The sequence below is a fragment of the Sphingomonas sp. ATCC 31555 genome (genome assembly GCF_000282895.1).
GTDB lineage: Bacteria > Pseudomonadota > Alphaproteobacteria > Sphingomonadales > Sphingomonadaceae > Sphingomonas.
This window is the reverse complement of the sequence record NZ_ALBQ01000013.1, coordinates 113027-135662: the sequence shown is the minus strand read 5'-3', so window position 1 is coordinate 135662 and position 22636 is coordinate 113027. Positions and strand designations below refer to the sequence as shown.

At 66.5% G+C, this 22636-nt stretch carries 19 protein-coding genes and 2 pseudogenes; 15 read left to right on the top strand and 6 right to left on the bottom strand.

Annotated features, from left to right (window positions below):
- Genes B215_RS0107020 through B215_RS0106990 form a run of 7 tightly spaced genes read left to right on the top strand, consistent with a single transcriptional unit; the run spans window position 1 to window position 4553 of the window.
- Entirely contained in the window at window positions 1–423 is a 423-nt protein-coding gene (locus B215_RS0107020; protein WP_019368933.1) for a hypothetical protein, read from the top strand.
- On the top strand, window positions 420–1184 hold the full coding sequence (gene sctJ, locus B215_RS0107015) for a type III secretion system inner membrane ring lipoprotein SctJ (RefSeq protein ID WP_019368932.1): 765 nt from the start codon (window positions 420–422) through the stop codon (window positions 1182–1184). Before B215_RS0107020 ends, sctJ begins: the two co-directional genes overlap by 4 nt.
- A complete protein-coding gene (locus B215_RS20570) occupies window positions 1181–1657 on the top strand; it encodes a hypothetical protein (protein ID WP_156804360.1) in 477 nt (158 codons plus the stop codon). The genes sctJ and B215_RS20570 overlap by 4 nt, the downstream gene beginning before the upstream one ends.
- Entirely contained in the window at window positions 1654–2241 is a 588-nt protein-coding gene (locus tag B215_RS20565) for a FliH/SctL family protein (protein WP_019368930.1), read from the top strand. Before B215_RS20570 ends, B215_RS20565 begins: the two co-directional genes overlap by 4 nt.
- Window positions 2238–3557, top strand: coding sequence for a FliI/YscN family ATPase (locus tag B215_RS0107000; protein ID WP_019368929.1), 1320 nt, complete (start codon window positions 2238–2240; stop codon window positions 3555–3557). The genes B215_RS20565 and B215_RS0107000 overlap by 4 nt, the downstream gene beginning before the upstream one ends.
- On the top strand, window positions 3547–4002 hold the full coding sequence (locus tag B215_RS0106995) for a hypothetical protein (protein WP_019368928.1): 456 nt from the start codon (window positions 3547–3549) through the stop codon (window positions 4000–4002). The genes B215_RS0107000 and B215_RS0106995 overlap by 11 nt, the downstream gene beginning before the upstream one ends.
- Window positions 3999–4553: a hypothetical protein gene (locus tag B215_RS0106990; protein ID WP_019368927.1), complete on the top strand. Its 555-nt coding sequence runs from the start codon at window positions 3999–4001 to the stop codon at window positions 4551–4553. Before B215_RS0106995 ends, B215_RS0106990 begins: the two co-directional genes overlap by 4 nt.
- A gap of 11 nt (window positions 4554–4564) precedes the next feature.
- Here B215_RS0106990 and B215_RS0106985 read toward each other — a convergent pair whose 3' ends face one another.
- The 4 genes and pseudogenes from B215_RS0106985 to B215_RS22140 all read right to left on the bottom strand — a co-directional run bounded on the left by B215_RS0106985 (window position 4565) and on the right by B215_RS22140 (window position 8583).
- Window positions 4565–5035, bottom strand: coding sequence for a hypothetical protein (locus tag B215_RS0106985; RefSeq protein WP_019368926.1), 471 nt, complete (start codon window positions 5033–5035; stop codon window positions 4565–4567).
- Between the two features lie 144 nt (window positions 5036–5179).
- A complete protein-coding gene (locus B215_RS0106980; RefSeq protein ID WP_019368925.1) occupies window positions 5180–6106 on the bottom strand; it encodes an ankyrin repeat domain-containing protein in 927 nt (308 codons plus the stop codon).
- Between the two features lie 34 nt (window positions 6107–6140).
- On the bottom strand, window positions 6141–7064 hold the full coding sequence (locus tag B215_RS20560) for a lipase family protein (protein ID WP_019368924.1): 924 nt from the start codon (window positions 7062–7064) through the stop codon (window positions 6141–6143).
- A gap of 713 nt (window positions 7065–7777) precedes the next feature.
- Window positions 7778–8583, bottom strand: a pseudogene (locus B215_RS22140) (IS5 family transposase).
- A 139-nt stretch (window positions 8584–8722) separates the two neighbouring features.
- Here B215_RS22140 and B215_RS21270 point away from each other — a divergent pair.
- Window positions 8723–9553 (top strand): hypothetical protein, encoded by an 831-nt coding sequence (locus B215_RS21270; protein WP_152997912.1) that lies wholly within the window; start codon window positions 8723–8725, stop codon window positions 9551–9553.
- A gap of 525 nt (window positions 9554–10078) precedes the next feature.
- A pseudogene (locus B215_RS20835) lies at window positions 10079–11216 on the top strand (IS3 family transposase).
- A gap of 244 nt (window positions 11217–11460) precedes the next feature.
- Here the strand turns inward: B215_RS20835 and B215_RS0106950 are convergent.
- Window positions 11461–12879, bottom strand: coding sequence for an ISNCY family transposase (locus tag B215_RS0106950; RefSeq protein WP_019368919.1), 1419 nt, complete (start codon window positions 12877–12879; stop codon window positions 11461–11463).
- A gap of 380 nt (window positions 12880–13259) precedes the next feature.
- Between B215_RS0106950 and B215_RS0106945 the strand changes: the two genes are divergently transcribed.
- Window positions 13260–14318 carry an acyltransferase family protein gene (locus tag B215_RS0106945; protein ID WP_019368918.1) on the top strand — a complete coding sequence of 353 codons (1059 nt, stop codon included), beginning with the start codon at window positions 13260–13262 and terminating at the stop codon, window positions 14316–14318.
- 179 nt (window positions 14319–14497) lie between these two features.
- On the opposite strand, the gene B215_RS0106940 is transcribed toward B215_RS0106945, so the two are convergent.
- On the bottom strand, window positions 14498–17119 hold the full coding sequence (locus tag B215_RS0106940) for a sensor histidine kinase (protein WP_019368917.1): 2622 nt from the start codon (window positions 17117–17119) through the stop codon (window positions 14498–14500).
- A gap of 253 nt (window positions 17120–17372) precedes the next feature.
- Between B215_RS0106940 and kdpF the strand changes: the two genes are divergently transcribed.
- Genes kdpF through kdpC form a run of 5 tightly spaced genes read left to right on the top strand, consistent with a single transcriptional unit; the run spans window position 17373 to window position 22635 of the window.
- Window positions 17373–17462, top strand: a complete 90-nt coding sequence (gene kdpF / locus B215_RS19685) for a K(+)-transporting ATPase subunit F (RefSeq protein WP_019368916.1) — start codon at window positions 17373–17375, stop codon at window positions 17460–17462.
- A gap of 10 nt (window positions 17463–17472) precedes the next feature.
- A complete protein-coding gene (gene kdpA, locus B215_RS0106925) occupies window positions 17473–19176 on the top strand; it encodes a potassium-transporting ATPase subunit KdpA (protein WP_019368915.1) in 1704 nt (567 codons plus the stop codon).
- A 12-nt stretch (window positions 19177–19188) separates the two neighbouring features.
- Complete coding sequence (gene kdpB, locus B215_RS0106920) at window positions 19189–21207, top strand: potassium-transporting ATPase subunit KdpB (RefSeq protein ID WP_019368914.1); 2019 nt, start codon at window positions 19189–19191, stop codon at window positions 21205–21207.
- 14 nt (window positions 21208–21221) lie between these two features.
- Window positions 21222–22049, top strand: coding sequence for a transporter (locus tag B215_RS0106915; protein WP_019368913.1), 828 nt, complete (start codon window positions 21222–21224; stop codon window positions 22047–22049).
- A 13-nt stretch (window positions 22050–22062) separates the two neighbouring features.
- The gene (kdpC, locus tag B215_RS0106910; protein ID WP_019368912.1) at window positions 22063–22635 is read left to right on the top strand and encodes a potassium-transporting ATPase subunit KdpC; all 573 of its coding nucleotides are present in this window, start codon (window positions 22063–22065) and stop codon (window positions 22633–22635) included.
- Window position 22636: the final 1 nt, after the last annotated feature.

Below are 22636 nucleotides of genomic sequence, written 5' to 3'. Positions count from 1 at the left end.
ATGAGCATCGATGCGATCGGCGCGCTGGTCGCGCCGGCCGGGGGGCAGGGCACGAACGGCGTCTCGCGCGCCTTCGAACTGCTCGCCCCAGGCGGCCAGGGCGGCGGTGCCACCACGCCGCAGTTCGACGCGCGCTTCCAGGCGGCGCTGGAGAAGATGGGCGGGGTGCAGGGCACCGTCGCCGCCGGTCCGATCCCGCCGGCGATGAAGGGCATGTTCAACGCGCTCGACCAGGTGAACGTCCAGGCCCGCGCCGTCTCGCGCTATGCCGAGACCGCCGAGGCCAGCGGCGGGCAGCTGACCCCGGGCGAGATGGTGCAGCTCAACATGAAATGCTCCGAGTTCATGTTCCAGGCGCAGCTTACCTCCAACATCGCCAACCGGAGTTCGGACGGCGTGCAACAGCTGTTCAAGCAGCAATGAGCGGCCTTGCCCCCGCGCGCCGCTGGCAAGCGCGGATCGCCGCGCCGCTGCTGGTGGTCGCCGCCTTCGGGCTTGCCGGCTGCAGCCGGCAGGAAGTCTATGGCAAGCTCACTGAGCCGGCCGCCAACGAGATGATCGCCGTGCTCAACCAGGCCGGCATCACCGCGACCAAGGTGGCGGGGGAAAAGGACCAGTGGAGCATCGCCGTCGACCAGGCCGACTTTGCCAGCGCGGTGGAGACGCTGCGCGCACACGGCCTGCCGCACGAGAATTATGACTCGCTCGGCTCGGTGTTCAAGAAGGAGGGCTTTACCTCCACCCCGCTCGAGGAGCGGGCGCGGCTGATCTACGGCCTCTCGCAGGAGCTGAGCCGGACGATCAGCGGCATCGACGGCGTGGTGCAGGCGCGTGTCCACCTTACCATGCCCGAGGCCGATCCGCTGTCGCGCGAGGCCAAGCCCTCGGCGGCATCGGTGTTCGTGAAGTACCGCACCGGTTTCGACCTGCGCAGCCAGACGGGGGCGATCAAGTCGCTGGTCACCAATTCCATCGACGGGCTCACCTATGATCGTGTCTCGGTGGTGATGGTGCCGGCGCAGGCCGCGCCGGTGCTGCCGGAGAGCGAAGGCATGGTGTCGGTCTCGACGCTGATGCGCGGGGCGATCGGCGTGGTCGCGCTGATCGTGCTGGCGATTGCGGGACGCGGGCTGTGGCGGATGCGCAAACCCCGGACCAGCCTGCCGGATACGGTGCAGCGGTGAACCGGGAGGCACGGACCGCCAAGCTGGCGTTGCTCGCCCGGCATTGCGGGCAGGGGCGCGGCGCGCGATTTGCCCGGCGGGCGAGCGGGCTGCCGGCGGTGGGGTTCGGCGATCTCGCCAAGCTGCCGGACTGGCTCGATGCGCCCGAGGCGCAGCGCGCGCGAATCGCCGCGGCAGCGGGGCTGTTGCGCCACCGCAGGGCGATCGATGCCGAGCTCTCCGGGCCGCGGCTGGCGGCGCTTGCGGCGGCGGTAGGCGAGCCGCTGTTCGACGCTGTCTGCGAAGCCGAGGTGCCGGAAATGGTCGGGGCAGAGAAGCTGCCGCCGCCAGAGCGCATGCTCGCCGCCGGCACGCAATTGCTGGAGGCTGCCTTGCCGGTCGCCTTGCAAGACCGATTCCCCGGCGCGCGCGACGATGCCGTCGCGCGGGACCTGTTGGTCCGGGCCCAAGCCATCGCGGAGAGCCTCGCATGACCTATCATCTCGTCCATGCCGACGACGCAGCGCTGCTGTTCAGCGAGCGGGCGGTGATCAAGCGCGACGAGCGCCAATCCTTCAGCGACGCGGTGGCGCTGCTCGGCGCGGTGCGCGAGGCGCAGGCGAAAGCGGTGCAGGCTGCGGACATCGCGCGGGAGGAAGCCTACAGCACGGCGCTCAGCGGCGCCCGGACAGACATTGACGACCTGCTCGCCCGCGAGATCGCGCAGTTCGCTGCCGCGATCGAGGCGCAGGAGCAGGCAAGGCGCAGCGAGATCGCTGAAGCAGCGCTGGCGGCGGTGCATGCCGTGCTGGGCGAGCTGGACGATGCGACGCTGGTGCCGGCGCTGGTCGCGCGCGCCCTCGACCGCCTGCACCCGCAAGGCGCAGTGATCGTGGCCGTGGCGCCGGATCTGGCCGAGAAGGTTGCGGCCCGGCTCGCGGCACTGACGGAAGTGACGATCCTGGCCGATCCCGGCCTAGGCGCGCACGACTGCGCGATCCGCACCGAACAGGGCCAGGTAATCGCCAGTCTTTCGGTCCAGCTCGAGACCCTCGCCAAGCGCTGGGGGGTGGCATGAGCGATCCGCTGGCCCTGCTCCGCGCGCTCGATGCCGCGCCTATGTTCGAGCAGCATGGCCGCATCGTCGGCGCGCTCGGCACCACCCTGCGCGTCACCGGCGTGCGTGCGCGGATCGGCGAGAATTGCGAGATCGTCGATGCGGAGACGGGCTTCTCGCTCTGGGCCGAGGTGATCGGCCTCGCCGATGGCGGCGCGATCCTGACCCCTCTCGGCGACCTGCGCGGCCTGTCGATGCACAGCGACGTGATCCTGCGTAGCGGCGAGGATCGCGTGCCCTATGGCGCCGACATGCTGGGCCGTGTGCTCGACGCCCGGCTCCAGCCGCTCGACGGCCTTGGCAGCGTCCGCCGCGGCACCGACCGCCCGATCCATGGCGAGGCGCCCAACCCGATGGACCGCCGCCCGATCGACGCGGCGATGGAAACCGGCATCCGCGCAATCGACGGGGTGATGCCGATCGGCATCGGCCAGCGGGTCGGCATCTTCGCCAGCGCCGGCGTCGGCAAGTCGACACTGCTCGCGAACCTGGCGCGCAATGCCCAGTGCGATGCGATCGTCATCGCGCTGATCGGCGAGCGCGGCCGCGAGGTGCGCGAGTTCATCGAGGAGACGTTGGGCGCCGTGGGGCTCGCCCGCTCGGTGGTGATCGTCGCGACCTCCGATCGCCCGGCGATGGAGCGCGTCCGCGCGGCGCATGTCGCCACCGCCATTGCGGAGGGGCTGCGCGACGAGGGCCGGCACGTGCTGCTGCTGATGGACAGCGTCACCCGCTTCGCCCGTGCGCTCCGCGAGATCGGGCTGGCCGCGGGCGAGCCGGCGGTGCGGCGCGGCTTCCCGCCCTCGGTGTTCGCCGAACTGCCGCGGCTGTTCGAGCGCAGCGGCACCGCGGAGGCTGGCGCGATCACCGCGCTCTACACCGTGCTGCTGGAGGACGAGGACGGGGATCCAATCGGCGAGGAAGTGCGCTCGCTGTTGGATGGCCACATCGTCCTGTCGCGCAAGCTCGCCTCGCGCGGCCATTATCCGGCGATCGACGTGCTGGGCAGCCTCTCACGCCTGTTCCCGCGGCTCGCAAGCGGGGCGCAGCAGCGCGCGGCGCACGGACTGCGGGCGATGCTGGCCAAGCTCGACGAGATCGAGCTGCTCGTCCAGATCGGCGAATATCAGCCCGGCCGCGATCCGCTGGCCGATCGCGCGCTGGCCGAGCGCCAGGCGATTGCCGCCTATCTGCGCCAGTCGGGCAGCGAACGCACCTCGCTGGGCGAGAGCATCGCCCGGCTGCGCACCTTCGAGGAGATGGATCATGCCCGCTGACAATCGCGCGCCCGTACTGGCGCGCATCGCCCAGATGCGCGAGCAGCGCCTGACGCGCGCGCTGATCGAGGCGCGGGAGGCGGCCCAGCAGGCGCAAGCGGCGGCCTCCGCTGCCGAAGTCGCCCGCACCGCGGCCGAACGCGAGTGCGGCGACGCCCGCATGCTCTTCCAGGCGAGCCCGGCCTGCCCGCAGACACGGCTCTGGCTCGACCAGCGCGTCGCGGAAGAGATCGGCGCGGCGGCACGCGCCAGCGACCAGCGTGCGCGCCACGAACTCGCAGTCGATGCCCAGGGAGCCGCCGGCAGGGCGCTCGACCAGCACCGCGTGCGCAGCGAAAGCGTTGCCGCGCATCACCAGACCCTCCGCCGCGCCGAGCAACGCCGGACCGAGGATCGCGTCGATTCCGAGGCCACCGCTTTTATCCAGTCGCGAGGCTGGGCATGAACGGCGCTCCGACCAGCGGCTCGGTTCAGAGCAAGTCCGCACCCACGCCCCGCGACGCGCCCGCCAAGGGCGAGCCCGAGGCGGCGCCCAAGCAGCGCAAGGCGTTCGCCGATGCGCTCTCCCGCCACGCGGGGAAGCGGCCGGTAAAGGATCCCGGCTTGGACAAGGCCGATGGGCTGGCGGCGATGGTCGCCGCCCGCGACTTCGCTGCGCTGGCCATCGCGGCACGGCCCGCTGCGGCGGGTGCGGTCGATCCCGCGCAGCATGCCCAGCTCGATCGGATCGCGGCCGCCATCGCCGAAGTCAGCAAAACCGCGCAGCCCGAAGTGCACCTGTCGCTGCCGCTCGGCAGCTACAAGGTGGAAGGCGCGGTGCTGGGCCATGACCTGGCGGGGCAGGTCAACGTGCTGCTGATACCCTCCGCCGCGGTGCCGCCCGCAGTAGCGGCGCAGTGGAGCGAGCAGCTGCACGAGCGGCTTCTTCGTCGCGAGGTGCGCGTCGGCAAGGTTGGGGTGCAGGGAAATGTCGTGCAGACGGCCATGCGACGCTGAGGTCGCATCGCTCAGCGCACCCGGTTGTTGGGATCCTCGCGAAGTAGCGCGATGGTGGAATAGATCGTCTTCAGCGCTCGGTCGGTTTCGGTTTTAGTCGGATGGCCGGTTAGAGCGGGCAGCGCGTCCCCTAGGCTCGAGATCCGATCGAGCACCTCGCTGGTCGGCCTTGCCGCGACCAGCACCGCCACTTCGCTGGTGAACTCGTTCAGCGCTCGCGATAGGCGGCCTGCATCGGCCGGGCTGGCCGCCAACGCTGATGCCAAGTCCTGTGCTACGCCCTCTGTGCCATAGGCTCCCCCGGCGCGCAGCGGCGCTTGCCCGCCTTGCACCAGCCCCAATTCGCGGATCATGGTGTCGGCGACGCGATTGCTCAGCACCTTCATCGCCTGGGCGGCGAGCGGCTCGGGCTTAGTGCCGTCCGCGCCGATGGCACCGATAGCATGCAGGTGGGGGCCGCCTATTCCGATGGGCTGGGTCATCGCCGAATCTTGTCCGTGCAAGGGAACATGCCGGCATAGATAGCGGCTCGCCACCCGCTGCGCGCTCCACGAATCGCTTAGGCGGTGCTCCGCGGAGGCGGGTTCGGCCAAGCACCTTCTGCGTGTCGCCAACCGTACGGCGTGCTAGCGGATTCCAGCCTGTATCCGCGCAAGCACTGCCGGTGCCACGGTCATCCCGGCTTTTGCCATGTCGGCCGTCGGCCACGCCCCGCCTGCCACTTGCCGACGCACTTCCGCGCGATCGGGCGGCGGCCAGGCGATGTTCGCATTGCGCGCGCGTTCCCGCAGCCGGTCGCGGGCGGCGAGCATTTCCGGGCTGGTGAAGATGACCGGCGTATCGAGCAGCGCATGCGCCGCCATGCTGCCGTCGTCGGCAATGCTCCACAGCGTGCCGCCCTTCTGGACCAGCAGTTCGGCAATCTCCGCCTGTTCGGCGTCCACCGCCATTCGGACATGGTCGATGCCAAAGCGGTCGGTCCAGCGGGGATCGGCACCGTGGCGAAGCAAGGTCATCACACCGCCTATGTGACCGAAGGCAATCGCGCTGCGCATCGGGTCCTCGCCGCCGCGTGCCTGCGGATCGGGCGATGCGCCGGCAGAGAGAAGTTGCTCTGCCATCGCCGGGCTGTCCGCGAGAATGGCCAGCGATAGCGCCGCGCCGGGCTTCACGCCGTCCTTTGGCATGCCCGCGGCGAACAGCATCGTCACCGCATCGGCATTGCAGCGGGAGACCGCGAAGGTCAGCAGGTCGCCATATTGGCCGGCGGGTGGCTGGGGAACATTGGGATCGTCTGTCACGGCGGTAGCGATCAGGCGCGGATCGCGCGCAAGCATTGCCTCCGCATCCCGGACGCGGCCGTCGAGGATCGCCTCTGCCAGCGCGCGACCGGCCGCGCCGTTGTTCAGATGCGCAAGGACGCGAGTGCGATCGGGCAGTACCACCGCGGCGCGCTTGGTGTAGCAGGAAGGCGCGGTGGCCATGCATCCTCCGATCGGGACGGCCGCCAGCACCAGCGCGGCGAGCATGCGGATGCGGATGCGGCGGTTCACAAGGCCATGCTGTAGGGAGTGGGGCAGCCCCGGGTCAATGCGCGTCCAGGCTGCTTTGCACCCAGTCCATCCCGTGCCGGGCAACCGGCGTATCCTGAAACCAATGCTGTCCGGCGGGCTGCCTGGCGTCGAGCGGGATGCGTGTGCCATAGGCTTCGGGCGCATCGGCGAAGATCGCGCCGGGAATGCCGCCCAGGATCGCACCGGCAACCCGATCGCCGCCATCCTGGATCGCCGAGAGGACCTCTCCGCGGACGTAGAAGGCGGCAATCTTCGGCGCAGGCGCATCACCCCTGATCGTGCCGGCTTGGCGGATTGTCGCACCGCTGAGCCCGGCAGCGTTGAAGGTCTGCGCGTCGCGTCCGCTGGCGAGTGCCGCCGCCGAGGCAAGGCCACCGCCGAGCGAGTGGCCGGTGATCGTCACCTGTACGTCCGGATGTCGGCCAAGCGCCTTTGCGATCAGCAGCGCGCGGGTATATTGGTCCGAGGGCAGGCCGACGCCCTGCTGGGCATTTGCCTTCCAGTCGCTGCCGTCCGTAGTACCGCGGAAGCTCACGACATAATTGGGACCGCCATCGCCCTCCGCGACATAGACGCGGGCGCGAAAGCTGCTCTGCGGCGAGGTCAGGTCCTCGGCGCGCAGGCCGAGCCGGGCCAGATCGTCGCTGCTCGCGACGCGGTAGTCGGCCGGCGGGGCGGGGAGGTCGTTGTAGACGTCCGCCGCCATCGCCGCGACGTCGATGGTGGAAGGTCCGCCGGTTCGTTCGACCGCGGCCTGTGGGGCTTCACTGCGGACGAGCGGAACCGGCGGCACGGGCTGCTGCCAGGCAAGCAGCTCACGCGGGGGCAGGTGACGCGCCTGGAAGTCGTCGTTCGCGGCGAGTTGCCGCGAGGTCGAGATCGCCGAGGAAGACGCGGTTCCGGTGGATCGCGAGAGCTGGTCAGCTGCCGACATCATGTTCGTGTTTCCTCGCCGAAGGCCGCCGAAACCCATATGCCATCGCGCGCATCCTGTGTCGCTAGACGATTCGTTTAGGTGTTGAATGACGCAATTTGACTGTGCGATCCGCTCGTTGGAATGGAAGCAAGGCGCATGGCACAGGTTCGCAGCGGGTGCGCTACGACCATGCACGCCGTCCCACCCGCAATACAGCGTCGCGGGTTTCGCTGGCGATGCCGAGTTGCGCGCGGGGCATCAGCCTGAAGACGGCGAAGTGGGATGAGTGAACGATTGTCTAGGACTTGAAGTTAGACCAAAGGCCTCCTCATTCCACAACCTGGTGCGAGGCTGGGATGCAATCCTCGTCGACTGCCGCGAAAACACCTTGCCGTCGCTGGACTACTGTCTTCGTGCGTTGCAGCCGTCACCACAAACCTGACCCGCTCGGCGCTGCACCGATGACTAAAAGCGGCACGGGATTTCCCCGCCTGTCGGATGGTAAAGGTGACAAGCCGAAGCGGCAACGCTTCAAGCGCTATCCGGTCGGCTTCATCAAGGAGCCACAGTCAAACGAGTCAGCTACGAATACCTCGACCAGCTCCGAACGCATCTTGCCACCTCATGGCCGCTGATAAATTTGCCCGCCGGCCCACGACGCTCGCCCGCCTCGAACCTATAGTACATCTTCAAGTTATGCACGTCAGAGCCAGAACGGCTCATCTCCGATCCGATCAACCAGATGCTGGGGCTGAATACCTAGGTCCTGTTGACAAGTTGAGCAGCCACCGGCGGATGGCGGCGAGATTGAGGAAGCTGGCGAACGACAGCGCAGTTTTGTCGTAGCGGGTCGCAATGCGGCGTTGATGCTTGAGGTGCCCGAACATGCGCTCGATGCGGTTCCGGTCCCGGTATCGACGGAAGTCGCAAGCGATGGGTTCGCGCCGGTTGGCCTTTGGCGGGATGATCGGCAGGATACCGCGGATCAACAGGTTCTCCCGGACCGCATCGCCGTCATAGCCTTTGTCGGCCAGCAGCGCGTTGGGATTGTTGACCGGCAGCGCCATGAGGTCCTCGACAGCGGCGTAATCCGACGCTTCGCCGCTGGTCAGGAGGAAGCCGAGAGGGCGTCCTTGATTGTCACAGCGGGCGTGGACTTTGCACGTAAAGCCGCCGCGTGATCGACCAAAAGCCTCCTTATGAGTCCCCCTTTAGCGCCCGCTGCCGAAACATGGCCGCGAACCGTGGTGCTGTCGATCATGTGCTGCCAGTCGTCGGTCAGCCCGAACTCGACCAGCGTTGCCAGCATCGCATCCCAGACCCCCTGTTCCGCCCAACGCCGGAACCGCACATAGACCGAGTTCCACTTGCCGTAACGCTCGTGCATGTCGCGCCAGGGACAGCCGACCCGCAGCACATGCAGCATGCCGTTCAGAAATCGCCGGTTGTCATGGGAGGGCCGCGCCTTTCGGCCGCGCTCCGACGGCAGCAGACCTTCGAGCACCGCCCATTCTTCGTCCGTCAGATCGCCACGCGCCATTGCCGCTCCCCAGAAAGAGCAGCCTTGAATCAGAGATCAGGCCGGTTGGAAATCCACTTTGTCAACACGGCCTAATTGCAAGCGGGACGACCATAGTATAAGCACCGCTTATTGCTGTCGGAGTTACGGGGTCTCGAAAATGCTGGTGGGGCTCGCGTTATTCTTGGTTCAAGCTGCAGCGTTTCGCCGCGATCAAGATATCTTAGTAACATCTGAGAAGGGCGACGAGGCACACAAAGCTCGTCGATATATCGAGCGCGTAACGGAGCCAGAGTTTGGCGATCGGCCGTTGGCGCGGTTCTCAGGTTCAGTTTGTGTCGCTACTTTTGGCCAGCCTCAAGCAGCGGGCCAGACTGTTGTTGATAGAATTAGCAACATCGCAGCGTCGCTGGGGCTGCGCACTGGTGAGGCGGGTTGCTCGCCCAATCTCCTGGTGGCGTTCGTTGAAGACAGTCGAGAGGCGGTTCGCCAATTGGCGCGCGCGAATTCGGGTGCACTAAAGGGGCAGACGCTGCGAGATATAGACAGGATTGTGGCGGAGCCTGGAAGTGCGCGGTCCTGGAGTGAGGTGGAGCTTCGGGGGCGCGATGGTGAGCGGCCATATTACTCACCTGATCAACCTCCGATGATGCGAGGAACGGCCATCTCAAGGCTTTCGTCCCCGATCCGTCTTGAGGTTATTAGCGCCACTGTCTTCATCGACAGGAGCGCGTCATCAGGCCGAGATTTGCAGCAGATGGCCGATTATGCCGCGATGAGGGCTTTGGGAGGAGTGCGATTGCACGGTCGCGCAAGCGATGCTTCGATTTTAGCACTCTTCACGCCAGATGATGATAAAAATGCGCCGCGCACTCTGACGAAGTTCGATCTTGGTTATCTCAAGGGCTTGTATGCAGGCCGCAGCGATCTACCAGGTAGCATGAAGAAGCAAAGTATCGTTCAATACATGCTAGGTGAAAATGGCCCATAGAGCCTACATCACATCCAATTAATTATTGAAAATTACAGACTGAGAGCCTCGCCCAAGATTATCTCGAAGGATGCTTTTCAAGAACCGATTCTTAAATTGGAATTAGGCAGGTCCAGAATTCTGCGCTTGCCAGCCCTCTACAAACCTCAGAATCTCTTGCCGTGAATCCTCGATCCTTCATACACGAATCGTAGGCAATCTGCTCTTGTACCTTGCAGGATTTCCAGAGTGGGCTGTTAATCAGTGACTGCGCTGAAGACGTTGCAGGAGCAATGAGGGTCAAAACTGCTAGCGCAGCGATCATTTTCTTCAAACCGACCTCCATGAACAGAAGCGCACGACTTAGTCTAACAACGGATCAACATGGACATAATTAATTTTGGCCCCTTGTGCAAGGAAGATGTGAAATCGAGACAAGCTGATAAAATTGCTATATTAGTTGTGGACTTATAGTCCTGCCGCACAGTGAGTAGCCCCTAGATTTCTGGACGCCTTGGATCCTAATTTTGAGGCCAGGAGGCGATGATGGGGAAGCCCAATTTCAGCGATGAATTCAAGCGTGATGCGGTGGCTCAGATTACCGAGCGCGGGTATCCGGTAGCGGAGGTTTCGCAGCGTCTCGGCGTCAGCCAGCACTCGCTTTATGCTTGGAAGCGGCAACTGGCGAAGGTGGTGTCAGGCGATGCCGGCAAGGATGCCGAGATCCGCCAGCTGAAGCGCGAACTGGCCCGGGTGACCGAGGAGCGCGACATCCTAAAAAAAGCCACCGCGTATTTCGCTCGGGATGCAAAGTGAGATACGCGTTCATTGCCGAGCATCGCGATCGTTTTGGCGTGCGGGCGATGTGCCGGTGCCTCGCCGTGCAGCCAAGTGGCTTTTGTGGCAAAAGAGCCCGCTGAGTCAGCGGGCTCGGGAAGATACTCGGCAGACGGAGTTGCTCCGGCAGGCATGGAACGACAGCGGCAAGGTCTATGGCTACCGCAAGCTGCACGACGACCTGTTGGATCATGGCGAGACCTGCTGCCCGAACCGGGTTGCCAGATTGACCAGACTGGCGGGCATCAAGGCGCAGATCGGCTATAAGCGCAGACCCGGCAGCCATGGCGGCAAGCCGTCCCTGGCGGTCGACAACACGCTGGACCGCCAGTTCGACGTGGCTGCGCCAGACCGGGCCTGGGTGACAGACATCACCTACATTCGCACCCTAGAAGGCTTCGCCTATCTGGCGGTCGTGATCGACCTGTATTCCCGCCGCGTGGTCGGTTGGTCGATGCAGAGCCGGCAGACCACCGATGTGGTGCTGCAGGCGCTGCACATGGCGGTGTGGCGACGCAAGCCGAGGCACCGGGTGCTGATCCATTCGGACCAGGGCGCGCAGTTCACCAGCATGGACTGGGCTGCCTTGCTACGCGCGCACAATCTTGCGCACTCGATGAGCCGTCGCGGCAACTGCCATGACAATGCCGTCGCCGAGAGCTTCTTCGCCTCGCTCAAGCGGGAGCGCATCCGGCGCCGGACGTACAAAAACCGCCAGGAAGCCCGGCAGGACGTGTTCGATTACATCGAGATGTTCTACAACCCGGTGCGCAAGCAGGTCAGGAACGGGATGCTGTCGCCCATCCAGTTCGAACGGCAGCAGATTTTGAAAGTGGAAAGCGTCTAGAAAACTAGGGGCTACTCAGTTGGATAAAACTCCCTCTGCCACTGGGGGAAAGACGGCAGTACTCTGAAGCCTTGGGGGTTGTGGAAGTTTGCGAGCACCAAAAGCACTGGTCCCGTGAATACCCAGATTGCCAGAAGCCGTAGATACCAGTGAGGGTGCATGTCAGACTTCGCCATCTAATCAGCATGCGCCGATAAATATGCGTCCGCTAGTGGGCGGGAGCGGACCGGCAGCTTTTCCATCATCAGCGGACAGTCTGCATTTCCTCGGCGGCGGTGTCCAGCTGACGCTTGACGCGGGGGAGGGGCGGTCTTCCCCGTCGCTTTGGGGCCTCGTTCCCCACACGACCATCATCCAGAACCACCCGCGACGTAGCGAAAACGCCCACCGACTGTGAGCTGCGAGCTGGCGCATTGTTGTTCCGCTGCCGGTGGTGCGGGTTGGCGCTTTGCAAGGCCTGCGCCATGGCAAGGGCCGCGCCAAGCCGCTTGTTCTCGACGATCTCGGCCTGGTTGACCCGCTGCATCTTGTCGTAGACGCGGTAGGGCAGGACCACTTCACCGTGCCGCACCTCAATGCGCCCATCGGGGAATTCGCAAACGTGGACGCGCTTGCGGGCGAGCGTCCGCGCCAGCGGCGTCGGCTCCAGGATGAACATCGCCTTGTTGTAGTGAAGCGCCAGAGCGCCGGTGACGGAGCGCTCGACACGCCAGACCATCTCGGCTTCCACATTCTCGTGCGGAGCGAGGGGCCGATGGGCGTTCCGAGGGTCCGCAGGTGGACTGGCGAACTGAGCATTGTGGCGCAAGAGGTAAGAGGGGAGGAAGGTGTTGGCCTCTTCGATGGAGGAGATGCCTTCAAGTCGCATCGCTTTGACGAGGCGGTTCTGGAGCGTGCTGTTGGCCCGCTCAACCCGCCCCTTGGCCTGGGGCGAGTTGGCGCAGATGATCTCCACGCCGAGCTTATCTAGCGCGCGGCCGAGGTGCGACATGCCGTCGCTGTCGGCCGTCGCGCGGTTGTTCCGAAAGGCGCTGTGCTTGTCCGAATAGAAGGCGATCGGCTTGCCGTGCCGCTCGAGGTAGGTGCGTGTCGCCTGTAGGTAGGAGAGGGCGCTCTCGCTTTCCGCCATCTCGAGGTGCATCAACTCGCTGGTGGCGTCGTCGATATAGACCAGCAGGCTGCAGCGCGGACCGCGCCCCTCGAACCAGTCATGGTCCGAGCCGTCGACCTGGATGAGCTCGCCGCGGCGCTCGCGCCGGTTGCGGGTCTGGTGGAGCCTGGCGCGCTTAGCAGCCTTGGCCTTCCAGAGGCCGGCGCCGATCATCAGCTGCCGCAGCGTCTCGTGCGAGAGCGTGATGCTGTGGCGCTCGGCCAGATACTCGGCCGCCAACGTCGGGCCGAAATCGGCATAGTGCTCGCGAACGATGCCGAGGACCTTATCGCGGAAGGTATCGCTGAAACGCCGGTTGCTGGGACGACCGCGCTTGCGGGACACCAAGCCAGCCACGCCGTCGGACCGTAGTCGGCGGAGCAGCCGGTAGAGCTGGCTGCGCTCCAGCCTCAGCAGCTGCATGGCCTCAGCGGGCCGAAGCTCGCCGCGGTCGAGCCGCATCAAGGTGTCGAACCGGGATATCTCGGCATCGCTCATTGCCATCACCGCCATCGCTGCACGCCCTCATTTTCGAGAGCGTCCATGGACACGATCGGCTCAGCGGACGCACGCGTGTGCCATCTCTATTTTGCTGAGCTGTGCCATTTGTACGTTGCGCTTACACCCTGAACCAAGAGTTGTTGCCGATAATATATCTTATGTAAAATTGTCTGCAGACGAACCGCTTGTCCAGCGGAGAGCGTGGGCGAATATCAATTCCGTCGTGGCCGGCCTGCGATAGGCGCCCGCTCCAATGATGGCCCTCGGCCAGTTTTAGATCCGGCAGTGCGGGCGGAGCAAAGCGTGCGCACCATAATTTATTGGCATGCTGCATCGCACTATCGCCTCCCTGCGAAGCTGTGCTACGAACAATGAGGTAAACCGGGGGGTTTATGATAGTAAACCTGCAAGTCGTGCGCGGCATTGCCGCGCTTTTGATTGTATTTGATCATTGGGCGGATGCCCATGGCGGTACGCTTGCGCGCATTGGTCTAGCTGGCGCAACGGGAGTCGATCTTTTCTTCGTCGTCAGTGGCTTTGTCATGGTTTACACCACGACGAACAAACCGGTATCGGCACTGGCGTTCGCGAAAAACCGGATCGTGCGGATCGCGCCGCTCTATTGGGGTGCTACGATCTTCGCCTTTCTTCTGACGGCCGCCGCGCCTGCGCTGATGCGTTCGACGAGCGCAGACCCCATCGCGCTGCTGAAATCGCTGGCATTCATCGCCTATGAAAAGAGCCCCGGTCGCGTCTACCCGGTCCTGTTCCCCGGCTGGACGCTCAACTACGAGATGTTCTTCTATGCGATCTTCGCGGCATCGCTGCTGCTTCGGGATCGCGCCGCGCAGTTCGGTTGCGTGCTACTGGTGATCCTGGGGTGCGTCACCTACGGCGCAATAGCGTCGCCTGCCGATGCGGTCACGGGTTTCTATACCGCACCGATCCTCCTCGAATTCGGCTACGGCATGGTGCTGGCGCTGCTACATCCCCAAATTGTTCGAACCACCCTGCCCCGCATCTGGTTGATCGGTCTGTTGATCGTGGGCGCGGCGGCGTTGCTGGGTCTCCACTTTCTCGATGGGCCCGATCGCGCGTTTCGCTCGGGTCTGCCGGCAGCCGGGATCATCTTCTGCGTCCTTGCGCTCGAAGCCCGAGGGATTGCCTGGCGGGCGCCGGCGGCGCTGCTGCTGGGCGAGGCGAGTTATGCGCTCTACATCCTGCATCCTTTTGCCGTGGCCGGACTGTTCAAACTGGCGTCGGCGGCGCACCTCAACACGGGCCCGATGCGCTGGATCGCCGGCGTGGTCATCATCGGCAGCGCGGTGGCGATGGCGATCGGCATTCACTGGTATGTGGAGCGGCCCGTGCACCAATGGCTGCGCGCGAGGCTGCTCTCGCCAGCGCGGACGAAACAGGCAGGCACGCAGGCGACCGAAGTTCTCGGATAGAGGCGCCTGCATGCTCAAACCCGACAAGGCGCTGCGAGTGTCTCGAAACGAACAGCCTCCGGCAAGCTAGCGCTGTCGAACGAAAGCCGGCAGGAAGAGGTCATGACGAAGACTGGTATGTATCTGCAAAACAGGCAATAATTGCCTCACAATGCCCGCTTCACCTCCGTCGGCACCGGTCAGCCGGTCCGCAACGGCGCCAGGTCGATGGCGAACATGGCGCCGCCGCCCTCCGCATTGGTGGCGTGGATCGGCGCCTGCATCGCGTCGGCGAAGCCCTTGGCGATGGCGAGGCCCAGGCCGCTGCCGCGAGCGCGGTCGCTGCCGGTGCCGCGGGCGAATGTCTCGAAGATGCTTGCTTCCTCGCCCGGGCGCAGCCCCGGCCCGTGATCGCGCACGGCGAAGCGGATGCCGTCGGCGCGGCGCGTGCCGATGATCTCGATCGCGCCCTCGCCGCCATGGACGGCGGCGTTGGAGAGCAGGTTGAGCAGGATGTGGTGGAGCAATCGCGGATCGGCGCGGACCAGCGGCAGGTCCGGCGGCACGCGCAGCACCAGCTCGCGCGCGCCCAGGATGTCGCGCAGATCGTGCACGGCGGCGGCGGCGGCATCGGTAAGGTCGATCGCTTCGAGGCTCAGCGCCACCGCGCCCGCATCGATCCGCACCATGTCGATCAGATTGTCGAGAAAGCGCCGCAGCCGCGCGACCTCGGCGCGGGCGATGCCGGTTGCCGCTTCGTCGGGATGGGCCTGGGCGATGGCATCCACCGCCGCCGCCACCGAGGTCAGCGGCGTGCGCAGGTCATGGCCGATCGAGGAAAGCAGCGCCGCCCGCAGCCGGTCGCGCTCGCGCAGCACCGAGACCTCGCGCACGTCCTGCTCCAGCCGCAGCCGTTCGTGCGCCAGCGCCGCCTGGCCGAGCAGCGTAGAGAGCAGCAGCGCACGATCGGCGGTGATCGGCACGCGGCCGTCCGGCGCGGCGAGGCCGATCACCGCGAGCACGCCCATGCTGGTGCGCAGCGGGTGGAACTGCCAGTCGGCGGAGATCAGCGTGCCGGTGCCGACGCCGCCCGCCTCGCCGCTGCTCCAGGCCCATTCGGCCGCCGCCAGGTCTACGGCGCCCAACGGGGGTGCGTCTTCCGGGGCGCTCGCGATGCGTTCCAGTGCGCCGTCGCGACGGACGAGGAGGACGACGGAGACGCCGAGTAGCGGCGCGATTTCCTCGCACACCACGCGGCTGGTGGTCTCGGGATCCGAAGCGCGGGCGAGCGCCTGCCCGAACGCGGCGACGGCGGCATTTTCCTGCGCGCTGCGGGTGCCGAGCGTCGCGCGCGCCCGCAGCCGCCCGGTCAGGTTGGCGGTGAACAGCGCGATGCCGGTCAGCACGAAGAAGGTCAGTACGCTCTGCGGGTCGCCGATGGTGAAGGTGTAGAGCGGCGGCAGGAAGAAGAAGTTATAGGCCAGGCCTGCGATCGCCGCAGTGGACACGCCGGCGCCGAAACCGAAGCGAAAGGCGATCAGGATCACCGGCAGCAGGAACAGCAGGTCGGTGCCACCCGCCCCGATCAGCGGCAGCGACGCCCGGCCTAAAAGGACGGTGAGTGCCACCGCCAGCGCGCCCATCGCATGCTCGTGCCAGCGTCCCAGCACCGGCAGCGCGCGCCGTTCGGACACGGCAGCGCCGGCGGCGGGAAGCACATGCACCGCAACGCCGTCGCTGGCGCGCAGCATCGATTCGACGACGGAGCCGTGGCGCAGCTCGAACCACCAGCTGCGGCGCGATCGGCCGATCACCAGTTGCGTCGCGCGCATGCCGGCCAATTGGGTGCGCAGCCCCTCGATCACCGTGGCGGCGGGCACCCGCGCGACGGTGGCGCCCAGGCTGCTCGCCAGCTGCAGCGCCTCGGCCACCCGGTGGCGTTCACCGGCGCGCAGCCGTTCGACACGCGGCGTTTCGACGAACACCACCTGCCACGGCGCCTTCAGCGCATCGGCAAGCCGCTTGCCCGCGCGCACCAGCCCGTCGCCGCCGGGCAGCTCGCTCACCGCCACCAGCACGCGTTCGCCGGCGGCGAAGGTGCCGGGCACCGCCAGCGCATCGAGATGATCGAGCATTGCCCGGTCGACGCTGAGCGCTGCCCGCCGGAGCGCCATTTCGCGGAGTGCCGAGAGATTGGCCTTGGAGAAAAAATGCGCGAGCGCGCGGCTCGCTTCGGCGGGCACATAGACCTTGCCCTCCTTCAGCCGGTCGATCAGCTCGTCCGGCGGCAGGTCGACCAGCTCGATCTCGGCATCGTCGAAGATCGCGTCGGGCACCGTCTCGCGCACCCGCACCCGAGTGACGCTCGCCACCACGTCGTTGAGGCTTTCGACATGCTGGACGTTGAGCGTGGTGTAGACATGGATGCCGGCGTCGCGCAGTTCCTCCACGTCCTGCCAGCGCTTCGGGTGGCGGCAGCCGGGCGCGTTGGTGTGGGCGAGTTCGTCGACCAGCACCAGCGCCGGGCGGCGGGCGAGGATCGCGTCGAGATCCATTTCCTCCAGTCGATGGCTCTGGTGCTCGACCGCCTTACGCGGGAGGATTTCAAGGGGGGCGACCAGCGCCTCGGTATCTGCGCGACCATGCGTCTCGACCACGCCGATCGCCACGTCGACGCCGGCGCGCTGCCGCTCGGCACCTTCGCGCAGCATCTCGAAGGTCTTGCCCACGCCCGGCGCCGCGCCGAGGAAGATCTTCAGCCGTCCGCGCGCCTCGCGCCGGGCTTCGCGCAGCAGCGCATCGGGATTTGGGCGGTCGCTCATCGCCGCCCTTGGTAGTGCGCCCGCCCGTCCGGCGCCACGCCCCACTGCCCGACTATATGGAATCTTAATGCCGGGCCCCGGCATTCGCCGTCGAAGCTTAACGGCCGGCGGACCTAGATCGCGTGCCACACCGCCACCCGGCGGCGACAAGCAAGGGCCAACCCCATGTCCGACATTCTCTGGCTCGCCGCGCTCGGCGGGCTTTTCCTGCTGACGCTGGCCTTCGTCCAGCTGTGCGTGAAGGCCTGAGCGCATGGGCCTGCACCTGATGCTCGCCGGCGCGACCGCGCTCGCGCTGCTCGTCTATCTGGTCGCGGTGCTGCTGCGGCCCGAGCGATTCTGAGGAGGGCCGCATGACACTTCAAGGCTGGGCGTTCATCGCCCTGTTCGTCGCCATTCTGGCGGCCGCCGCCAAGCCGATGGGCCTGTGGCTCTTCGCGCTCTACGAAGGCCGCCGCACCCTGCTTCACCGCGTGCTCGCCCCCGTCGAGCGCGGCATCTATCGTATCGGCGGCATCGATCCCGATGCCGAGCAGGGCTGGCGCACCTATGCATTGCACCTTATCCTGTTCAACCTGGCGCTGGCGCTGCTCACCTACGCCGTGCTGCGCCTGCAGGCGGTGCTGCCGTGGAATCCGCGCGGCCTGGCCGGCATGGGCGCGGACGGCGCGTTCAACACCGCGATCAGCTTCGCCACCAACACCAACTGGCAGGGCTATGCGGGCGAATCGACGCTCTCCAACCTGTCGCAGGCGCTGGGGCTGGCGGTCCACAACTTCACTTCGGCTGCGACCGGCATCGCCATCGCCTTCGCGCTGTTCCGCGGCTTTGCGCGGCGGGAAGCGCGCGGCATCGGCAATTTCTGGGCCGATTTCACCCGGATTGTCCTGTACCTGCTGCTGCCGATCTGCCTCGTCTATGCGCTGTTCCTGGTGGCGAGCGGCGTGCCGCAGACGCTGGCCAGCAGTATCGACGCGACCACGCTGGAAGGCGCACGCCAGACGATCGTGCTCGGCCCCGTCGCCAGCCAGGAAGCGATCAAGATGCTCGGCACCAATGGGGGCGGCTTCTTCAACGCCAACTCGGCGCACCCGTTCGAGAACCCGAGCGCGCTGACCAACCTGGTACAGATGCTGTCGATCTTCCTCGTCGGCGTCGGCCTCACCTGGACCTTCGGCAAGGCGGTGGGCGACACCCGCCAGGGCTGGGCGATCCTCGCCGCGATGGCGGTGCTGTTCCTCGGCGGCGTGGCGGTGACCTATGCGGCGGAGTCCGCCGGCAACCCGGCGCTGCACGCGCTCCGTGTCGCCGGTGCGAACATGGAGGGCAAGGAAACCCGCTTCGGCATCGTCGCCAGTTCGCTGTTCGCCGTAGTGACGACGGCAGCCTCGTGCGGCGCGGTCAATGCGATGCATGACAGCTTCACCGCGCTGGGCGGCCTGATCCCGCTGTTCAACATCCAGCTCGGCGAGATCGTCGTCGGCGGCGTCGGCGCGGGCATTTACGGCTTCCTGCTGTTCGCGCTCCTCGCGGTGTTCGTCGCCGGGCTGATGGTGGGGCGCACGCCCGAATATGTCGGCAAGAAAATCGAGGCGCGCGAAGTGAAGCTGGCGGTGCTCGCCGTCGCCGTGCTGCCGCTGTGCATCCTGGGCGGCGCTGCGCTCGCCTCGGTGCTGCCGGCCGGCCTGGCGGGGATCGCCAACAACGGTCCGCACGGCTTCTCGGAGATCCTCTACGCCTTCACCTCCGCGACCGGCAACAACGGCTCGGCCTTTGCGGGTCTCTCGGCGAACACGCCCTTCTACAACGGCATGCTTGGGCTCGCGATGTGGCTCGGCCGCTTCTTCGTGATCGTGCCGGTGCTGGCGATCGCCGGCAGCCTCGCCGCCAAGAAGCAGGTGGCCGGTGGCGTCGGCGCCTTCCCGACCACCGGCGTGCTGTGGGTGGGGCTGCTCGTCGGTATCATCCTGATCCTGGGCGGGCTCACCTTCCTGCCGAGCCTGGCGCTGGGGCCGATCGCCGATCACGTCATGCTGCTCCGCGGCCAGCTCTTCTGAGGACGACAAGCAATGTCTGCACCCAAGTCCATCTTCGCGGCGGAGCTGATCGGCCCGGCCATCGGGGACGCGTTCCGCAAGCTCGATCCGCGCGCGCTGATCCGCAACCCGATCCTGTTCACCACCGCGGTGGCGGCGCTGCTGCTCACCGTCCTGCTGGCGCTCGGTGGCGAGCCGCTGCCGCTGGGGTTCCAGCTCCAGCTGATCGTCTGGCTGTGGCTCACCGTGCTGTTCGGCACCTTTGCCGAAGCCCTGGCCGAGGGCCGGGGCCGCGCCCAGGCGGCGTCGCTGCGCGCCACCAAGTCCGAACTGGAGGCCAAGAAGCTCACCGGCATCGGCGAGACCTGGCAGAAGGTAGAGGCGCACCTCCTCCAGCGCGACGATCTCGTGCTGGTCGAAACCGGCGACCTGATCCCGGCAGACGGCGAAGTTGTCGAAGGTGTCGCCTCGGTCAACGAAGCCGCAATCACCGGCGAAAGCGCGCCGGTGATCCGCGAGGCGGGCGGCGACCGCTCGGCCGTCACCGCGGGCACGCGCGTCATCTCGGACAAGATCATCCTCCGCGTCACCCAGGATCCCGGCAAGGGCTTCCTCGACCGGATGATCGCGCTGGTCGAAGGCGCCGAGCGGCAGAAGACCCCGAACGAGATCGCGCTGACCATCCTGCTCGTCGGCCTGACGATCATCTTCCTGATCGCAGTAGGCACGATCCCGGCCTTCGCGACCTATGCCGGCGGCGCGATCCCGGTGGCGGTGCTGGCCGCGCTGCTGATCACGCTGATCCCGACCACGATCGCCGCGCTGCTCTCCGCGATCGGCATTGCGGGCATGGACCGGCTGGTGCGCTTCAACGTGCTCGCCAAGTCCGGCCGCGCGGTGGAAGCGGCGGGCGATGTCGACGTGCTGCTGCTCGACAAGACCGGGACGATCACCATCGGCGACCGCCAGGCGAGCGCCTTCCACCCGCTGACCGGCGTGGAAGAACGCACGCTGGCCGAGGCCGCGCTCACTGCCAGCCTCGCCGACGAGACGCCCGAGGGCCGCTCGATCGTGACGCTGGGCCGCGAGAAGTTCGCGTTTGACGCAAAGCTCGATGCCGATGCCGAAGTGATCCCCTTCACCGCGCAGACCCGCAGCTCGGGCGTGCGCCAGGGCGACACGGTGATCCTGAAGGGCGCGGTGGATTCGATCCTCAAGATGGATCCGGACGCTGCCGGTGCCGCCGAACTCAAGCGCATCACCGACGGCATCGCGCGCGGCGGCATGACGCCGCTGGCGGTGACCCGGAACGGCCGCCTGCTCGGCGCGGTGGCGCTGAAGGACGTGGTCAAGGCAGGGGTGCGCGAGCGGTTCGCCGAGCTGCGCCGGATGGGCATCCGCACGGTGATGATCACCGGCGACAACCCGCTGACCGCCGCCGCCATCGCCGCCGAAGCGGGCGTGGACGACTTCCTCGCGGAAGCCACCCCCGAGGACAAGCTCGCGCTGATCCGCCAGGAGCAGCAGGGCGGCAAGCTCGTCGCAATGTGCGGCGACGGCACCAACGACGCACCCGCGCTCGCCCAGGCCGATGTCGGCGTGGCGATGAACACCGGCACCCAGGCAGCGCGCGAGGCGGGCAACATGGTCGATCTCGACAGCGATCCGACCAAGCTCATCGAGATCGTCGGCCTCGGCAAGCAGCTGCTGATGACGCGCGGCGCGCTCACCACCTTCTCGATCGCCAACGACGTCGCGAAATATTTCGCGATCATCCCGGCGATGTTCGTCGCGCTCTATCCGGGCCTCGGCGTGCTCAACGTGATGGGCCTGTCGAGCCCGACCAGCGCGATCCTGTCGGCGGTGATCTTCAACGCGATCATCATTCCGTTCCTGGTACCGCTGGCGCTGAAGGGCGTCACCTACAAGCCGATGGGCGCCGGGCAGTTGCTCGCCCGCAACCTCGCCATTTACGGCCTGGGCGGCCTCGTCGCTCCTTTCATCGGCATAAAAGTAATTGATCTGGCCGTTGCCGGCCTCCACCTCGCCTGAGGATTTGAACCCAAATGTTCCGTACGCTTCTTTCGTTCGCGTCGCTCACCGTCGTCGCCGCTCCGGCCTTTGCGCAGGACAGCGTGCCTGCCGCCCCGGCGACTACGGCACCGGCAGCGCCAGCGCTGTGCACCGACCGGCCGACCAAGTCGAACTTCGCCTGCACTGTGCCGCAGGGCATGGTGCAGCTGGAAACCGACCTCGGCAACTGGACCCGCACCGATGCGAGCGACACCCGCGTCGACACGATCCTCTACACCAACCCGACGCTGAAATACGGCCTGACCGGCTCGACCGACATCGAGGCGAGCATTGCCCCCTATGAGACCATCCGCACCCGCACCCCGACCGGTACCCAGACGCTGCGCGGTGTCGGCGATCTGACCCTGCGGCTGAAGCAACGGCTTACCGATCCGGCGGGGCAGGTGCAGATCGCGCTGCTGCCCTTTGTAAAGATCCCCACGGCGAAGACGGGCATCGGCAACGGCCAGACCGAGGGCGGCGTGATCGTGCCGGTCAACATCGCGTTGCCCAAGGGCTTTACGCTGACCTTCGGCCCCGAAGGCGACGTGCTCGCCGACAGCGACGGGCATGGCCATCATGCGCAGCTGGTCGGTACCGCCAATCTCGGCAAGGCGGTCACCTCCAAGTTCACGCTGATCGGCGAGTTCTGGGTCGCGCGGAACTTCGATCCGGCGGCCTATGTCACGCAAACCTCCGCCGACATCGCCGCGACCTATCTGCTGCGGCCGACGCTGCAGCTCGATCTCGGCGCCAATTTCGGCCTGAACCAGGCCACCCCCGATGCCCAGGTCTATCTGGGCGTCTCCACCCGCTTCTGAGGAGGATATCGCCATGCGTTCCGATCTCGTTTCCGGCCTCCGTCCCACCTTCCTGTTCACCCTGATTTTCGCGGCGCTGCTGGGGATCGTCTATCCGCTGGTGGTGACCGGCGCCGGGCAGCTGCTGTTCCCGGCGCAGGCCAATGGCTCACTGGTGCGCGACGATGCCGGCAAGCTGCGCGGCTCGATGCTGCTGGGGCAGAGCTTCACCGGCGACCGCTATTTCCAGGGCCGTCCCTCGGCGGCCGGCAATGGCTATGACTCGCTCGCCTCGAGCGGCTCCAATATGGGCCCGGCCTCGAAGAAGCTGGTCGACCGGGTGACCGCCGACCAGAAGCGCCTGGGCGCCGACGCCCCGGCCGACCTGCTCCAGGCATCGGGTTCGGGCCTCGATCCCGAGATCAGCCCGGCCGCCGCGCGCTTTCAGGTCGCCCGTGTCGCCACGGCGCGGGGCATCGTGCCCGATCGCGTGGCACAGCTGGTAGAGGCGAACGTGCAGGGTCGCCTGTTCGGCATCATCGGCGAGCCGCGGGTCAACGTGCTCGCGCTCAATCTCGCCCTCGACCGGCAGGGCGGCGCTCGCTAAG

Coding starts and splice junctions, on each gene's coding strand:
- B215_RS0107020 (WP_019368933.1), top strand. CDS start 1: ATGAGCATCGATGCGATCGGCGCGCTGGTCGCGCCGGCCGGGGGGCAG.
- sctJ (WP_019368932.1), top strand. CDS start 420: ATGAGCGGCCTTGCCCCCGCGCGCCGCTGGCAAGCGCGGATCGCCGCG.
- B215_RS20565 (WP_019368930.1), top strand. CDS start 1,654: ATGACCTATCATCTCGTCCATGCCGACGACGCAGCGCTGCTGTTCAGC.
- B215_RS0107000 (WP_019368929.1), top strand. CDS start 2,238: ATGAGCGATCCGCTGGCCCTGCTCCGCGCGCTCGATGCCGCGCCTATG.
- B215_RS0106995 (WP_019368928.1), top strand. CDS start 3,547: ATGCCCGCTGACAATCGCGCGCCCGTACTGGCGCGCATCGCCCAGATG.
- B215_RS0106990 (WP_019368927.1), top strand. CDS start 3,999: ATGAACGGCGCTCCGACCAGCGGCTCGGTTCAGAGCAAGTCCGCACCC.
- B215_RS0106985 (WP_019368926.1), bottom strand. CDS start 5,035: ATGACCCAGCCCATCGGAATAGGCGGCCCCCACCTGCATGCTATCGGT.
- B215_RS20560 (WP_019368924.1), bottom strand. CDS start 7,064: ATGATGTCGGCAGCTGACCAGCTCTCGCGATCCACCGGAACCGCGTCT.
- B215_RS21270 (WP_152997912.1), top strand. CDS start 8,723: ATGCTGGTGGGGCTCGCGTTATTCTTGGTTCAAGCTGCAGCGTTTCGC.
- B215_RS0106950 (WP_019368919.1), bottom strand. CDS start 12,879: ATGGCGGTGATGGCAATGAGCGATGCCGAGATATCCCGGTTCGACACC.
- B215_RS0106945 (WP_019368918.1), top strand. CDS start 13,260: ATGATAGTAAACCTGCAAGTCGTGCGCGGCATTGCCGCGCTTTTGATT.
- B215_RS0106940 (WP_019368917.1), bottom strand. CDS start 17,119: ATGAGCGACCGCCCAAATCCCGATGCGCTGCTGCGCGAAGCCCGGCGC.
- kdpF (WP_019368916.1), top strand. CDS start 17,373: ATGGGCCTGCACCTGATGCTCGCCGGCGCGACCGCGCTCGCGCTGCTC.
- kdpA (WP_019368915.1), top strand. CDS start 17,473: ATGACACTTCAAGGCTGGGCGTTCATCGCCCTGTTCGTCGCCATTCTG.
- kdpB (WP_019368914.1), top strand. CDS start 19,189: ATGTCTGCACCCAAGTCCATCTTCGCGGCGGAGCTGATCGGCCCGGCC.
- B215_RS0106915 (WP_019368913.1), top strand. CDS start 21,222: ATGTTCCGTACGCTTCTTTCGTTCGCGTCGCTCACCGTCGTCGCCGCT.
- kdpC (WP_019368912.1), top strand. CDS start 22,063: ATGCGTTCCGATCTCGTTTCCGGCCTCCGTCCCACCTTCCTGTTCACC.